Origin of the sequence: Pseudomonas prosekii (genome assembly GCF_900105155.1) — a bacterium.
GTDB classification, from domain to species: domain Bacteria; phylum Pseudomonadota; class Gammaproteobacteria; order Pseudomonadales; family Pseudomonadaceae; genus Aquipseudomonas; species Aquipseudomonas prosekii.
The window spans coordinates 2,380,053-2,394,774 of record NZ_LT629762.1; the positions used below are offsets into that span (position 1 = coordinate 2,380,053).

General features: G+C 60.5%; 7 protein-coding genes. 2 read left to right on the forward strand and 5 right to left on the reverse strand.

Annotation, left to right across the window (positions count from 1 at the left end; translation table 11 throughout):
- Window positions 1–170 precede the first annotated feature (170 nt).
- From BLU01_RS10810 to BLU01_RS10820, 3 genes are all read right to left on the reverse strand, one after another.
- The gene (locus BLU01_RS10810) at window positions 171–1,544 is read right to left on the reverse strand and encodes a DUF3999 domain-containing protein (RefSeq protein ID WP_092274639.1); all 1,374 of its coding nucleotides are present in this window, start codon (window positions 1,542–1,544) and stop codon (window positions 171–173) included.
- Window positions 1,541–5,182, reverse strand: coding sequence for a DUF2339 domain-containing protein (locus tag BLU01_RS10815; protein WP_092274642.1), 3,642 nt, complete (start codon window positions 5,180–5,182; stop codon window positions 1,541–1,543). The genes BLU01_RS10810 and BLU01_RS10815 overlap by 4 nt, the downstream gene beginning before the upstream one ends.
- Window positions 5,183–5,442: 260 nt before the next feature.
- Window positions 5,443–7,893 carry a glycogen/starch/alpha-glucan phosphorylase gene (locus BLU01_RS10820; RefSeq protein ID WP_092274646.1) on the reverse strand — a complete coding sequence of 817 codons (2,451 nt, stop codon included), beginning with the start codon at window positions 7,891–7,893 and terminating at the stop codon, window positions 5,443–5,445.
- Between the two features lie 270 nt (window positions 7,894–8,163).
- On the opposite strand from BLU01_RS10820, the gene BLU01_RS10825 reads away from it, so the two are divergent.
- Window positions 8,164–8,604, forward strand: a complete 441-nt coding sequence (locus tag BLU01_RS10825) for a YkgJ family cysteine cluster protein (protein ID WP_092281568.1) — start codon at window positions 8,164–8,166, stop codon at window positions 8,602–8,604.
- A gap of 623 nt (window positions 8,605–9,227) precedes the next feature.
- On the opposite strand, the gene typA is transcribed toward BLU01_RS10825, so the two are convergent.
- Both typA and thiI read right to left on the reverse strand, forming a co-directional pair.
- Window positions 9,228–11,048, reverse strand: coding sequence for a translational GTPase TypA (typA, locus tag BLU01_RS10830; RefSeq protein ID WP_027922156.1), 1,821 nt, complete (start codon window positions 11,046–11,048; stop codon window positions 9,228–9,230).
- Between the two features lie 139 nt (window positions 11,049–11,187).
- Entirely contained in the window at window positions 11,188–12,642 is a 1,455-nt protein-coding gene (gene thiI, locus BLU01_RS10835; protein ID WP_092274650.1) for a tRNA uracil 4-sulfurtransferase ThiI, read from the reverse strand.
- Between the two features lie 331 nt (window positions 12,643–12,973).
- On the opposite strand from thiI, the gene glnA reads away from it, so the two are divergent.
- Window positions 12,974–14,380: a glutamate--ammonia ligase gene (gene glnA, locus BLU01_RS10845; RefSeq protein ID WP_092274653.1), complete on the forward strand. Its 1,407-nt coding sequence runs from the start codon at window positions 12,974–12,976 to the stop codon at window positions 14,378–14,380.
- Window positions 14,381–14,722: the final 342 nt, after the last annotated feature.

Consider the following 14,722-nt stretch of genomic DNA (forward strand, 5'->3'; position numbering starts at 1 on the left):
GGGTTGAGCGTAGTTCGAAACCGACGCGGTTTCGGGATTTTTGGTGGCAGGCAAGCCGCCTTCGCGGGCAAGCCTCGCTCCTACAGTTTTGTGTCGTTCGCGGACATTGGCACGACGCGAACTTGTGGGAGCGAGGCTTGCCCGCGAATGGCGCGCAGCGCCGGCCATTCTCAGGGTTTGGCCGGCGGTTTGCGCAGCAGACTGAACGCCATCACCGCCAGAAACAGCACGCTCAGGAGCAACACCGCCCACAACCCGAATTTCTTCCAGTTGGTGTCCGCCGTCGCTGCGGCGACCGCCGGTGGTGCTTGCGTGACCACGGCCCCGCCGTCGATCGCAGCCTTGCCCAGCGTCGTAAACTTCGCCGCGCTGTAATCCGGAATCAGCGTCGACAACGGCAGGTTCGCCGCTTTCACCGTGGCATTGCCCAGCGCCAGCGTATAAGGCCCGGCGCCGCGCGCGAGAAACACCACTTGCGTCGAGCGCACGGCAAATTTCACGCTCGGTGCCTCGGCGCCCAGACCACCGCCGCGCTCATCCACGGTCAGCTTCAATTGCTGCACGGTTTGCCCGGACAACTGCAATTCGTCTTGCACCACGTCCTGACCGCCCTGGGTCAGGCGATAGAGCAAACCGCTGCTCAGCGATTGCCACGGCAAACTGCTTTCACGCCGTCCCGCCAACGTCACTGGCGCCAGACTGTTGGGCTGATTCAATTCAACTTGCACGCGCTCGACGTTGACGCCCATCGGCAATTGCCAGGTGTATTCACCGGCCTTCGCGCTGCTGCCGGCCAGCGGTTGCGACCAGACCAACGGCAACGGCAGGCTGCGGGTGCTGGCGCTTTCCAGTTGCGCCGAAGTCAGCGTCGGCGCCGATTGCGGTGCGTTCCAGAGCAAGCGCAGGTAACGCGCCGATTGCCCCGGCAGGCCGACTTCATGTTGTTCGACGCGCTCCTCGGCAAACGACAATCGCGCGACCTGCCCTTCGCCCCACGACTGCCAATGTTGCAGATCGTCGCTGGCCTCGATGCTGAACCGCTGGAAACCGTCGCGCTCGCTGGTCCAGTCGAGGATCAACTGCTGCAGCGGCGCCTTGATCGCGCTGGCATCGAGCAACCAGCCGCGCAGGACTTCTTCGCCCGCCTCCAATTGGCTCGACGGTTGCACTTCGACCAGCGTGCCGTTGGCGCTCGATTGCACGCGCACGCTCGGCGCGCGCTCGGTGTCGTCCGCCGCGTTGTACAACGGAAACCACTTCACCTCGGTCACGTTGCGATCTTGGGCAGACTGCGCCGTCGCCCGGGCCATGGCGTAGGCCTGCGGCTCGCCGGCCGCGTTGAACACGCGCACGTCGCTGAGATCGGTTTGCTGCGCATTCAGTTGCACGCTCAGCGGCAATTCGAGGCGATACCACGGGCCTTCGCCGCTCACCGACAGCGGCACTTGCGTGCTGAAGTCCGCCGGTTTTTCCTGAGCCCCGGCCGACAGCGCCACGCCCAGCGCAACGGCGCCCAACCAACCCAGGTTCAGCTTCTGACTCAAGACGACACTCCTTCAGGTTCAGCGGCCGGTTTATCAGCCTCCGGCACAGCGTCGGCACGCTTGGGCGGCAACGGCGCGAAATAGCCGACCACCAGCAACAGCACGCCCACGCCGATAAACGAAACGATCCGCGCGAGCCCGCCACGGTTACTCAATTCGACAAAGAACAGTTTGGCCACCACCACGCCGATCAGCGCGGCACCGATCAGCCAGACTTCCCGGCGATGGCGCAAATGGCCGCCGATCATCAAGCCCAGCGCCATCAAGGTCCAGACGATCGACAGACCGGCCTGCACCTGCATCGACGCCAGCAGCGTATCGAGTTCAAACGGCACGCCGCCCCAATGGTGCGCGGTGCGATTGACCAGCGCGGTGAAGAAGGCGAACAGCGAAACCCCGGCGATCAGTTGCGTGGCGTTGTCGGCGCGGTCCTGGCGAATCGCCGATTGCGCAATCGCGCTGCGCGACCACACGTAGACGCCGAACAGCGCAAACAGCAGGCCCAATTCCAGCGGGTTGATCAGCGGCACATACGGCAGCGGTTCGGCGCTGCCGTCGCTGAAGGTGTTGGCCAACCAGAACCAGCCAAGCATCAACACCGCCAGTGGCGCGGCGGCGTACACGCGGTATTCGCGGGCATGCGCCGACACCGGCCACGGCCAGGCGCGCGGTGCGGCGGCGAGCACCAGATACAGGCTCGGCAGAATCGCCCAACCCAACCAGCGCCAGGCGTTGTATTGCTCGGACAACAACAGCAAACCGAAACGCAACTCCAGCGCCAGCACGCCAAGCAACAGCCAGCAGCCGAGCACATGCGCGCTGCTCAAGGCGCGCGCCGGCAGCATCGGCGCCAACCGGCGCAGCGAGATGAAATGCACGGCAAACAGCGCCGCCCACGCCAGCCAGCCGAAGTTGGCCGCCGGGTGATAACGCGCATGCCACGCGGCGACCAGCACCAGTGCCGCCGCCGGCATCAACAAAGTGCAGAGCAAGCCCAGCGACGACCAGTTGAGCCGCAGCGCCAGCACCGTCCACAGCGCCACACTCAGCGCCGCGACTGCAAGCAACAGCGGCGCTTGCAACTCCGGCGCGGCAAAACGCAGCACTTCGCTGATCCACGCCAACGCCCACCAACCCGCGCCCCACGCGAGCAACACGTCGGACAAGCGCTGCAAACTCAGGCCATCGAACGCCGCCGCATGATTGCCGACTTGCAAGCGCCACGCGCCGACCAATGCCGCCAAGCCCAGCACCAACGGCGTCCAGAACCCGCTGTGCGCCAGCGGCCTCAAACCTTCACTGGCCAACGGGCCCAGCATCTCAAACCGTAGTAGATCAGGCCCGGCAAACAGGAACGCCGCGCCGCCAATCACCTGCAACACCAGGCCGAAGACGAAACTCACGCGCTGCTTGAGGTACAGACTCAGCCAGATGATCAACAAGCCGCTGGCCGCCCACACCGCACTCGCGGTTTGCCACGGCAGCACGAACAGCACCGCAAGGTTGATTAGCACCAGGCCGGCGAGCAACACCACCGACAAGCCGCGCAGCAGGCGCACGTCGCTGCGAACCATGTCATCGCGCGCCGCGAGCAGCATGCCGGCGATCAGCGCCAAGCCAATCAGCGAAGCGCTGAGCAGGCCGCTCCAACCGGCGCTGAACACCGCCGTCGAATCGCTGCTCGCGCCTTGCAAACGCAACAGGAACAACGCGCCACCGAGCAATTGCACGGCAAACGCGGTGAACAGGAACGTGCGCGATTGCAGGCGCAGGCCGGCGAACAGCGTGACCAGACCGGCCAGCGCCCAGGTGATCGCCGTGCCTTGGGTGAAGAAGAACAGCGGCGCCAGCAGGTACAGGAAGCTCAACCCGAGACACGCCAAAACTGGCGAGCCTTGACGTTCCCACGCCGAAATCTGCTGCGGCGCGGCTTTGTGCAGTTGGTAGAAACTGAACAGCAGCGCCACGCCGAGCATCAGCGCGCCGAGCCATGAACCGTCGAGCAGGCTGCTCTCGCCAACCCCCAATTCGCTGAGAAACGCCAGCGCCGAACCGAGTTGCAGGAGCAACGCGAAGGCCCGCGCGAGCGGTCGTTGCTGACGCAAACCGAGCCAGAAAATCCCCGCACCTTCCACCGCCCACGCGGCTGCAGTCCAGCGTGCGTCGAGGCCGAGCGGGATCGCCAGACTGGTGAAAATCACCCCGAGCGCCAGGCAGGTTTCCGCCAGCAGCAACGCGCGGCCGCCCATCAACACCCGGGCCAGCGCCATGTAGATCATGCCCAGCGCCAGCGCACTGAACGCCGCGGCAAATTCGAGGTGCTGGACCAACGCAAACTGCAAACCGAAGCCCACCAGCGGCGGCCCGAACAGCATCGTGCCGTCGACGTAATCGCCCTTGCGCGCCGACCAGTGCAGCAGCGCCTGACGACTGTCGTCCTGCGGCGCGTCGGGCATTTCCAGCAACTTGCGACGGGTGAACAGCAGGCCAATGCCCAAGTACATCAGGAAGAACAGAATCAGAAACGGCTCGGTGCTCCACAGCAGTTCCGGCGTGTAAGAACGCAGGCCCCAGGCGAAACCGATGCCGAAGGTGCCGACAAAACCGATCAGGTTGAGCAGGCGCCACGCCTTGAACCAGGCGATGGCGAGGATGCCGGTGTTAAGCAGCGCGAAGTAGCTGAACAGCGCGACGTGGTTGCCGGCGCCGGTCGAGGTCAGAATCGGCGCAGCGAAACCGCCGAGCGCGGCGGCGCAGGCCAACGCCAGCGAGTCCTGGGTAATCGCCAGAATCGCCGAGAACACGGTCACCGCGACCAGCAGTCCCAGCGCGGCAGTCGGGTCGAGCAGCGGATGCAAACGCATCGCCGCAAACACCGTCAGGTACAACACGGCGATCCCGGTGCCTTGCAGCATCAGCGCGTAATGGTTGTTGCGATGGCGCAGCCACCAGCCGAGCCCGAGCAAGCCCAGCGCACTGGCGGCGACGCCGGCGTAACGCATTTCGATCGGCACGACCATGCCTTCGGTGGCGTAACGCAACAGGAACGCCAGACCGAGGAACAACAGCACCACGCCGACGCGCAGCACAGTGTTGCCGCCAAACAGCCAATTGCGCGCGCCGCTGATCGCGCGGTCGAGAATGTTCGGCTCGCGTGGGGCGGCGGGTTGGCGTGGTTCAGGGGTGACCGGCTCGCGGGCGGCTGGCTGCGGCGTCCAGACATCGTCGGGCAACGTACGAGTGGCTTCGCTGGCGCTGGCGGCGACCGGTTGAAGCTCGGGCGGCAAGTCCCAGATCAATGTCGGGGATCGCGCAGGCGCTTCTTCGAGGATTTCGTCGAGCACGAATTCGGGTGTGACAATGGCGTCAGGTGGACTGGCAGCGGCTGGCGCGGCGGTCGGCGGCACGATGTCGGCAGGTTTGACCTCCGCGCGTTCCAGCGCTGCCAAGCGTTGCAGCAGCGTGTTCTGGGCGATTTGGGTCAACCGATGCTGCTCGGCCACCTGCGCGTCGAGGCGAGCAATACGAATCGCCTGGCCGATTCCCAAGCCCAGCAACGCGCCCAACAGCGCATCGCTGAACGACTCGTCGAACACCCAGCCCAGCACCAAACCAATCAGCACAAAAATCCATTGCATGGTCGATATCCCTAAGCGGCCCATTGGCGGGCAAGTCCAGAAGTCCTGTGGCGTCCTGCGCTGACGCCTTCGCGGGCAAGCCTCGCTCCTACAGGTTATGTGTCGTGGCCCAATCCATGGCACACGCAAAACCTGTAGGAGCGAGGCTTGCCCGCGAAAGCATCCGCGCAGATGTCACTGAAACATCCGGCAAAACTGGCGCTTAGTATATCGATCCGGCCCAACAGGCGTTGGGCCTTGCGCGTATTTATTGCTAAAAGTTACTCCAATGCCTTCCAGATATCCGTGGCGTACTCGCGAATCGTCCGGTCCGAGGAGAACCAGCCCATGCGCGAGGTGTTCAATACCGCCGAACGCCACCATTGCTCCGAATCATGCCAATGCGCTTCCACGCGCATTTGCGCGTCCCAGTACGAGTCGAAATCGGCGCAGACCAGGAAACGGTCGTAGTCCACCAGCGAATCGATCAGCCCGGTGTAGCGCGACGGATCATCCGGCGAGAACACCCCGCCGCGAATCGCTTGCAGCACGTCGTTCAGGCGATGCGAAGCGGCGATGTCCGGCGTCGCGTTGAACTCCTGATTCTGCTTGCGCGCCTCCACTTGCTGAGCGCTGAGGCCGAAGATGAACATGTGCTCGGCGCCAATGCGTTCGCACATTTCGACGTTGGCGCCATCCAGCGTGCCAATCGTCAGCGCACCGTTGAGGCCGAACTTCATGTTGCTGGTGCCCGACGCCTCGAAGCCTGCGGTGGAAATCTGCTCGGACAAATCCGCCGCCGGAATAATGCTTTCCGCCAGGCTGACGTTGTAGTTGGGCAGGAACACCACTTTGAGCAAACCGCGCACGGTCGGGTCGTTGTTGACGACGCGGGCGATGTCGTTGGTCAGCTTGATGATCAGTTTGGCCTGGTGATAACTCGCCGCAGCCTTGCCGGCGAAGATCTTCACGCGCGGCACCCAATCGATTTCCGGCTCGGCACGAATTGCCTGATACAGCGCCACGGTGTGCATCAGGTTGAGCAACTGGCGTTTGTATTCGTGGATCCGTTTGACCTGCACGTCGAACATCGCCGCCGGGTTGACCGCGATGCCCAGGCGTTCGTGAATCAGGTACGCGAGGGCTTTTTTGCTGTGCAGTCGCTGATCGGCGAAGGCTTTGCGGAAGGCCGGTTTTTCGGCGAACGGTTCGAGGTCGAGCAAGCGCTCTTCCGGGTTATCCAGCAAGTCAGGCCCGAGCGCATCGACCAGCATAGAGGTCAGCTCGGAGTTTGCCTGGTAGAGCCAGCGGCGGAACGTGATGCCGTTGGTTTTGTTGTTGATCCGCTCCGGGTAGAGCTTGTGCAGTTCGGAGAACACGGTTTTGCGCATCAGTTGCGTGTGCAAACCGGACACGCCGTTGACGCTGTGCGACCCGAGGAACGCGAGGTTGCCCATGCGCACGCGCCGGCCGTTGTCTTCTTCGATCAGCGACACCGCGCGCAACACGTCGAAATCGTGAATGCCTTTGGCGCGCAGCGAGTCGATGTGCTGGGCGTTGATCAGGTAGATGATCTGCATGTGCCGCGGCAGCATGCGTTCCATCAAACCGACCGGCCAGGTTTCCAGCGCTTCGGGCAGCAGCGTGTGGTTGGTGTACGACAGCGTGTCGACCGTGACCTGCCACGCGGCATCCCACGCGACATCGTAGACGTCGACCAATTGACGCATCAGCTCGGCGACGGCAATCGAGGGGTGCGTGTCGTTGAGCTGGATGGCCGCGTGGTCGCCCAGGGTCAGCACCGAGGTGTGCATGTTGCGATGGCGGCGCAGCAAATCCTGCAGCGAGGCAGCGACGAAGAAGTATTCCTGACGCAGACGCAATTCCTGGCCAGCTTCGGTGCTATCTGCCGGGTAGAGCACGCGGGAGATACTTTCGGCGCGGGCCACTTCAGCGACGGCGCCCAAGTGGTCACCGGCGTTGAAGCGTTCCAGGTGCAAATCTTCCACGGCGCGCGCGCGCCACAGGCGCAAGGTGTTGACGCTCGCACCGCGCCAGCCGACCACCGGCGTGTCGTAGGCGATTGCCCGCACGGTTTCGGCCGCGGTCCAGACCTGGCGGGATTTGCCAGCCTCGTCGGTGACGGTTTCGACGCTGCCGCCAAAGCCGATCGGGTAAACCACTTCTGGTCGCTCGAACTCCCACGGGTTGCCGAAATCCAGCCAGTGTTCGGTTTGTTCCTGTTGCCAGCCGTCGACGATGGCCTGGCGGAACAAGCCGTGCTCGTAACGAATGCCGTAGCCGTGGCCAGCGATGCCGAGGGTCGACATGCTTTCCATGAAGCACGCCGCCAAGCGACCGAGGCCGCCGTTGCCGAGCGCCGCATCGGGCTCCAGCAGGCGGATGCGCTCAATGTCGACGCCGAGTTCGGTCATGGCTTCGCGGGCAACGTCGAGCAAGCCAAGGTTGCTCAGGCTGTCGTAGAGCAGACGGCCGATGAGAAATTCCAGCGAGAGGTAGTAAACGCGCTTCTGACCTTTGCGGTAGATCTGCCGGGTGTGGTCCATCCAGTGCTCGACCATGTGGTCGCGCGCCGCCAAGGCAATGGCCTCGAACCAGTCGTGGTCGAAGGCGTGATCCGGGTCTTTACCCACCGCGTAAGTGAGTTTGGTCAAGACGGCATCGCGAAATGCGGCCACCTCTGCTTCGCGAACAAGTGGTTCTTGAGTCATCGATAGGACCTCGAGCGAGCGTGGAGTAGTTGAGCCTAGACGGTCTGACAAACGGACGGGACTCTGGTTCGGCGGGTTGATCCCGATAGTGCCCGATAGTGCGAGATAGGCCGGCATTAGATTGTCGTGTGCCCGAATCAATGCAGGGGCCGTGCCGGATTAACGCGGGTTATTGGGCGTTGCGGAAAAAAACCGGCGAAAGGTTGTTCAAAAATCCACCAGTCCCGGTATGATCGCGCGCCCTGATGCACACGCTGGTAACAACCGATGATGAAGTCCAACCTGATCGCTGCCGCAGAGATCGACCGCCTCGATACCTGGGCCAAATACTCTGCGCCGATGTGCGGCTCATGCATATCCAGCTGCTGCACGTTGCCGGTCGAGGTCAAGATCAAGGATCTGATCCGCATCGGCATCGTCGACGAGTTCGAGCGCGGCGAACCGGCGAAGAACATTGCCAAGCGGTTGCAGAAGGAAGGGATCGTCGAGCGTTACAACCAGAAGTCCGAGATCTTCACGCTGCAGCGCATGAGCAACAACGATTGCCTGTACCTGGATCGCAAGAGCCGCCTGTGCACTATTTATGAAAAGCGCCCGGACACCTGCCGCAATCACCCGAAAATCGGCCCACGGCCAGGCTATTGCGCTTACAAGCCAAAAGAAGTGACGCGCGAGACCAGCGAGAGCCGTCGCACCTTCGAGAAGTTCTGATCGTCGCTGAGTTCGGTGCCAGGCGTCAGAACCCCCCCTCACCCCAACCCTCTCCCCAATGGGGAGAGGGGGAAAGGGAGCCGATCTTCAAGCTTTTCAAAACTTGAGTTCGACTCAATCTTTCAGGCCGCAGCACTTCCGATAAACACCTCGGTCAGCCCCCTCTACCCCTTGGGGAGAGGGGAAAGGGAGTCGATCTTCAAGCTTTTCAAAACTTGAGCTCGACTGGATCTTTCAGGCCGCAGTACTTCCAATAAAGACCTCGGTCAGCCCCCTCTACCCCTTGGGGAGAGGGGGAAAGGGAGCCGATCTTCAAGCTTGTCAAAACTTGAGTTCGACTCGATCTTTCAGGCCGCAGCACTTCCAATAAACACCTCGGTCAGGCCCCTCTGCCCCTTTCAAAACTTGAGTTCGGCTCGATCTTTCAGGCCGCAGTACTTCCGATAAACACCTCGGCCAGCCCCCTCTACCCCTCGGGGAGAGGGTTGGGGTGAGGGGTCGATCCCAGATCATCCGCAAAATTCTGAAAACACCGCCAATCAAATTCTTTTTCCCCAGACAAACAAAAACGCCCCCGATCTCGCGATCGGGGGCGTTTTTTTGTCAGCTAACTAAGTCGAGACTCAGTTACCGGACTTCTTGGCAGCGCGGGTACGCTCGCTTTCGCCCAGGATCTTCTTGCGAAGACGGATGGACTTAGGAGTGACTTCGCACAATTCGTCTTCTTGAACGAATTCCAGAGCTTGCTCCAGGGTGAAACGGATAGGCGGAACCAAAGCGATGGTTTCGTCTTTACCCGAGGCACGCATGTTGTCGAGCTTCTTGCCTTTGGTTGGGTTGACGCCCAGGTCGTTGTCGCGGCTGTTGATGCCGACGATTTGGCCTTCGTACACGTCTTCGCCGTGACCCAGGAACAGTTTGCCGCGAGCTTGCAGGGTTTCCAGCGAGTAAGTCAGAGCCTTACCGGTAGCAACCGAAACCAGCACGCCGTTCTGACGGCCGGACATGTCGCCGGACTTCATCACGTCGTAACGGTCGAAGATCGAGGTCAGGATGCCTGCACCGGAGGTCAGGGTCAGGAACTCGTTACGGAAACCGATCAAGCCACGAGCCGGGATGTTGTACTCAAGGCGCACACGGCCCTTGCCATCCGGAACCATGTTGGTCAGGTCGCCTTTACGGATACCGATCTGTTCCATGATCGAACCTTGCGATTCTTCCGGCAGGTCGATGGTCACGTTTTCGTACGGTTCGTGCTTGACGCCGTCAACCATACGGATGATCACTTCCGGACGACCAACACCCATTTCGAAGCCTTCGCGACGCATGGTTTCGATCAGTACGGACAAGTGCAGCTCGCCACGACCGGAGACTTTGAACTTGTCAGCGGTGTCGCCTTCTTCAACGCGCAGAGCAACGTTGTAGAGCAGTTCTTTGTCAAGACGTTCCTTGATGTTACGGGACGTCACGAACTTGCCTTCTTTACCGCAGAAAGGCGAGTCGTTTACCTGGAAAGTCATGGAAACGGTTGGTTCGTCAACGGTCAGCGGCTTCATCGCTTCGACGTTCAGTGGGTCGCACAGAGTGTCGGAGATGAACAGCTGGTCGAAGCCGCTGATGCAGACGATGTCGCCGGCAGCTGCTTCGTCAACGTCGATACGGTGCAGACCGTGGTGACCCATCAGCTTCAGGATACGACCGTTACGCTTCTTGCCGTCGGCGTCGATAGCGACAACCGGAGTGTTCGGCTTGATGCGGCCACGAGCGATACGGCCAACGCCGATAACACCCAGGAAGCTGTTGTAGTCCAGTGCCGAGATTTGCATCTGGAACGGACCATCGCGGTCGACTTTAGGCGCTGGTACGTTGTCGACGATCGACTGGTACAGCGGGGTCATGTCTTCAGCCATGTCGGTGTGTTCCAGACCGGCAATGCCGTTCAGGGCCGAGGCGTAGACGACTTTGAAGTCCAGCTGTTCTTCGGTAGCACCGAGGTTGTCGAACAGGTCGAAGATCTGGTCCAGAACCCAGTCCGGACGCGCGCCTGGACGGTCAACCTTGTTGATTACCACGATCGGACGCAGGCCGGCTTCGAAAGCCTTCTTGGTCACGAAACGGGTTTGCGGCATAGGGCCGTCTTGAGCGTCAACCAGCAGCAGAACGGAGTCGACCATCGACATTACGCGTTCAACTTCGCCGCCGAAGTCGGCGTGGCCCGGGGTGTCCACGATGTTGATGTGGTAGCCGTTCCAGTTGATGGCGGTGTTTTTCGCCAGAATGGTAATACCGCGCTCTTTCTCCTGGTCGTTGGAGTCCATCACGCGCTCGTCGTTGAGCTCGTTGCGCTCCAGGGTGCCGGATTGACGCAAGAGTTTGTCTACCAGGGTGGTTTTACCGTGGTCAACGTGAGCAATGATGGCGATGTTGCGTAGATTTTCGATCACTTGTGTATCTCGATCAGAGGATTCGGTGTGCTGACAAGTCTTGGCAGCGATTAACAGTAGAGTCCGGCAAAGCCGTTACAGCTTGACGGCGGCGTCGGGGGGCCGGTGACGCAGGCCACAGGCAAACAGCCCCGGGCACTTAGCTCGGTCGATAAACGCGCACATTGGCATGCCCCTCACTGAGCAAATGGTGGGCATGCAGGCGACTCATCACGCCTTTGTCGCAATACAGCAGGTACTGGCGAGTAGGGTCCAGTTCCTTGAAACGAGCGTTCAATGCATAAAACGGCATCGTCTGTACCTCAATGCCAGCGATTTCCAGCGGCTCGTCTTCAGCGCCATCCGGGTGACGGATGTCGATGATGATCTGGCCCGCCAGTGCTTCGCTGACTTCTTCGATCTGCAAGTCCTGGCCCAATTCGTCGATCACGCGATCGATCGGCACCAGTTTGGCGTTTTCGAGCGCACGCTCGAGGATGGCCATGTCGAACTGTTGTTCTTCGTACTCCACGCGGTTGCGCTTGGCGTGGGTCTTGGGGTTCACCGAGATGACCCCGCAGTATTCGGGCATGTGCTTGGCGAAGTCGGCGGTGCCGATTTCGTTGGCCTGGTCGATGATGTCCTGCTTGTGACTGGCGATCAGCGGGCGCAAGACCAGCTTCTCGGTCACACAGTCGATCAACGACAGGTTCGGCAACGTCTGGCTCGACACCTGGGAGATCGCTTCACCGGTCACCAGCGCATCAATGTCCAGCCGATCGGCAATCTTCGACGCAGCGCGCAACATCATACGCTTCAAAACTACGCCCATATGACTGTTATCGACTTTCCCGAGAATTTCTCCCAGGACTTCCTCGAACGGCACACTGACAAATAACACGCGTTGGGAGCTGCCGTACTTCTTCCAGATGAAGTGCGCGACTTCCATGACGCCCAGTTCGTGGGCACGTCCGCCCAGATTAAAGAAGCAGAAATGGCTCATCAGACCGCGACGCATGATCTGGTAGGCGGCGACTGTCGAGTCAAAGCCGCCGGACATCAATACAAGCGTCTGTTCCAGCGCTCCCAGCGGATAACCGCCGATGCTGTTGTGCTGGCTGTGGATTACATACAACCGTTGGTCGCGAATTTCCATGCGAACTTCGATTTCCGGCTCTTTCAGGGAAATCCCGGCGGCGCCGCACTGACGACGCAGTTGGCTGCCGACGTATTTCTCGACGTCCATGGACGAAAAGGTGTGATGCCCGCCGCGCTTGCAACGCACCGAAAAAACCTTCCCCGCCAGCGCATCGCCGTAGTGCTGTTTGCACTTGGCGACGATGTCGTCGAAGTCACCCAACGGGTATTCATCGACCTGCAGGAAATGCGCGATGCCCGGCATGCAGCTAAGGCGCTCGGTCATTTCCTTCAGGGCTTTGGGCTCGCTGACGCGGGTTTCCAGTTCGAGGTTGTCCCACACGCCGTTCACCACCACAGCCGGGTCCAGATCGCGGAGCACGGCACGGATGTTCTTGGCCAACTGGCGGATGAAACGCATCCGTACCGGGCGGCTCTTGATGGTGATCTCGGGGAAGACTTTTACGATTAGTTTCATGAAAACAGCGCGCGCTGGGCCAGCCGAAAAAGGGGGGCGCGGATTATAGCGGAAATTGCTCAAGGTTTAACCAGTTAATATGCAGAAGGTTTTGCGCGCACCAAAACGGGTCATTTATCGAATAAGACGCTACATTAGGGGGCGCTTATTTGACCTTTGCGGCAAATTGCACCTCTATAAGCCTGAATTTGGCGCAAAAAACCCATGGTGGGGCACTGGCATGCAATTTGCTCCCTTGTGAGGCAGGTTGCCTTGGCAGAGTATTCGCGCCGGCATCACTCATATTTCAGGGCCATCCACTACCAAAGCCCGAAGCCACCCGGAGGACACTATGTCGAAGTCGGTTCAACTCATCAAAGATCATGACGTCAAGTGGATTGATCTGCGCTTCACGGACACCAAAGGCACTCAGCACCACGTGACCATGCCGGCTCGCGACGCGCTGGATGACGCTTTCTTCGAAGAAGGCAAAATGTTCGACGGTTCCTCCATTGCTGGCTGGAAAGGCATCGAAGCCTCCGACATGATCCTGATGCCGGACGACAGCACCGCTGTGCTCGACCCGTTCACCGAAGAGCCGACCCTGATTCTGGTCTGCGACGTGATCGAGCCGTCGACCATGCAAGGCTACGACCGCGACCCACGTGCGATCGCCAAGCGTGCCGAGGAATACCTGAAGTCGACCGGTATCGGTGACACCGTATTCGTTGGCCCGGAGCCAGAGTTCTTCATCTTCGACGAAGTGAAGTTCAAGTCCGACATCTCCGGCTCGATGTTCAAAATCTTCTCCGAACAAGGTTCGTGGATGTCCGACCAGGACGTGGAAGGCGGCAACCGCGGCCACCGTCCAGGCATCAAAGGTGGCTACTTCCCGGTTCCGCCATTCGACCACGACCACGAAATCCGTACCTCCATGTGCAACGCCATGGAAGAAATGGGCCTGGTCATCGAAGTTCACCACCACGAAGTGGCCACTGCCGGCCAGAACGAAATCGGTGTGAAGTTCAACACTCTGGTAGCCAAGGCTGACGAAGTTCAGACCCTGAAGTATTGCGTACACAACGTGGCTGACGCTTACGGCCGCACCGCGACCTTCATGCCTAAGCCTTTGTACGGCGATAACGGTTCGGGTATGCACGTGCACTTGTCCATCGCCAAAGATGGCAAGAACACCTTCGCTGGCGAAGGTTATGCCGGCCTGTCCGACACCGCTCTGTACTTCATCGGCGGCATCATCAAGCACGGTAAGGCACTGAACGGCTTCACCAACCCGTCGACCAACTCTTACAAGCGTCTGGTCCCAGGTTTCGAAGCACCGGTAATGCTGGCCTACTCGGCTCGCAACCGTTCCGCGTCGATCCGTATTCCTTACGTGTCGAGCCCGCGCGCTCGCCGTATCGAAGCACGCTTCCCGGATCCGGCAGCCAACCCGTACCTGGGCTTTGCTGCACTGTTGATGGCTGGCCTGGACGGCATCCAGAACAAGATCCACCCTGGCGATGCTGCTGACAAAAACCTGTACGACCTGCCGCCTGAAGAGGCGAAAGAGATCCCACAAGTTTGCGGCAGCCTGAAAGAAGCCCTGGAAGAGCTGGACAAGGGCCGCGCGTTCCTGACCAAGGGCGGCGTGTTCTCCGACGACTTCATCGACGCTTACATCGCTCTGAAAAGCGAAGAAGAAATCAAGGTCCGCACCTTCGTACACCCACTGGAATACGAGCTGTACTACAGCTGCTGATCCGGTAGCGCCGCTGCCCGCGGCGCGACAAAAAGAGGCCTCCTTCGGGAGGCCTTTTTTATGCCCGTGAATAATTTGAATAGGGGAGCCAGCCTCAAGATCCGCCCCTCTCCCCAAGGGGTAGAGGGGCCCGACCGAGTTGCGTGTTCTAAATACAGCGACCTGAAAGACTCAGCTGAACTCAGAATCTGAAAAACATGAAGATCGGCTCCCTTTCCCCCTCTCCCCTCTGGGGAGAGGGTTGGGGTGAGGGGTCGATCTTCAACCCGACAAAAATTCATCGCCAAATGTTAACGACTTGGGTCTATCGCCAGCCCTGACCTATGCTGCAAGCCAACGCTT

Bases quoted from the DNA above. Each gene is read 5' to 3' on its own strand.
- thiI (WP_092274650.1), bottom strand. From the start codon at position 12,642: ATGAAACTAATCGTAAAAGTCTTCCCCGAGATCACCATCAAGAGCCGC.
- BLU01_RS10820 (WP_092274646.1), bottom strand. From the start codon at position 7,893: ATGACTCAAGAACCACTTGTTCGCGAAGCAGAGGTGGCCGCATTTCGC.
- glnA (WP_092274653.1), top strand. From the start codon at position 12,974: ATGTCGAAGTCGGTTCAACTCATCAAAGATCATGACGTCAAGTGGATT.
- BLU01_RS10815 (WP_092274642.1), bottom strand. From the start codon at position 5,182: ATGCAATGGATTTTTGTGCTGATTGGTTTGGTGCTGGGCTGGGTGTTC.
- BLU01_RS10825 (WP_092281568.1), top strand. From the start codon at position 8,164: ATGAAGTCCAACCTGATCGCTGCCGCAGAGATCGACCGCCTCGATACC.